General features: G+C 46.5%; 1 protein-coding gene. It reads right to left on the reverse strand.

Annotated elements, in window-relative coordinates:
• Position 1: 1 nt before the first annotated feature.
• Positions 2 to 301, reverse strand: a complete 300-nt coding sequence (locus HMPREF0178_RS21760; protein ID WP_157134999.1) for a hypothetical protein — start codon at positions 299 to 301, stop codon at positions 2 to 4.
• Positions 302 to 718 lie beyond the last annotated feature (417 nt).

Raw genomic sequence — 718 nt, forward strand, 5'->3', positions numbered from 1 at the left:
TTCACGTGAATGGGAACTCCCTTACTGTGGTTCTCTGTCTGAAAGTGGAAAGAGTATAGGGAGCCCCCGACATTTCATCATCTTCATCATCATCATCATCATCATCATCTTCTTCTTCTTCTTCTTCTTCTTCTTCTTTAGAGCGGATTAAAATCTGAAAGCCATAGTAGGTTCGGCCAGTCCGAGAAAAAAGTTCCCCGGGATGGGAACCGGCTCTTTCGTGTCCGTTTTTTGAGAAGGCGGGAGGAAGAAAGTCTTTCTCCCTGTTTCTGATATTTTTATCTGATATATCTATAGACAAAAATCGGGAAGCTGCGTATGATGAGGGCGTATTCGAGATGAAGGAATGAATCCATTTTTTTCATATAGAAACATACTTCTATCTGGAAATTTTCTGGATGCTCTCATCTTGCATACGGCTCTTTTTATATATCAAGGGGTGTGGATCGAATGGATCGCAGGGGCTCTAAACCCTTGTAGCCGGGTGAAACTCCCGGACACCCCGCCAAAGAGAACGGCAGGAGGCCTCTTTCCGCATCTGGAGGAAGGCTCCTCCTCATAACGGCAGGTCAGAGGGTCCCCCTCGCGTTTTCCTCTCCATACGGGAAAAATCCGCATCGGTGGTTCATCATGAGTCAGGCTCAAGCGCTTTCCTTCATGTTCGGGAAAACCTGTGAACAGGGATTCGATAACGTCGAAAGTCTTTGAAGATGGAGGG

The organism is Bilophila sp. 4_1_30 (genome assembly GCF_000224655.1).
In the GTDB taxonomy this organism is placed as follows: Bacteria; Desulfobacterota; Desulfovibrionia; order Desulfovibrionales; family Desulfovibrionaceae; genus Bilophila; species Bilophila wadsworthia.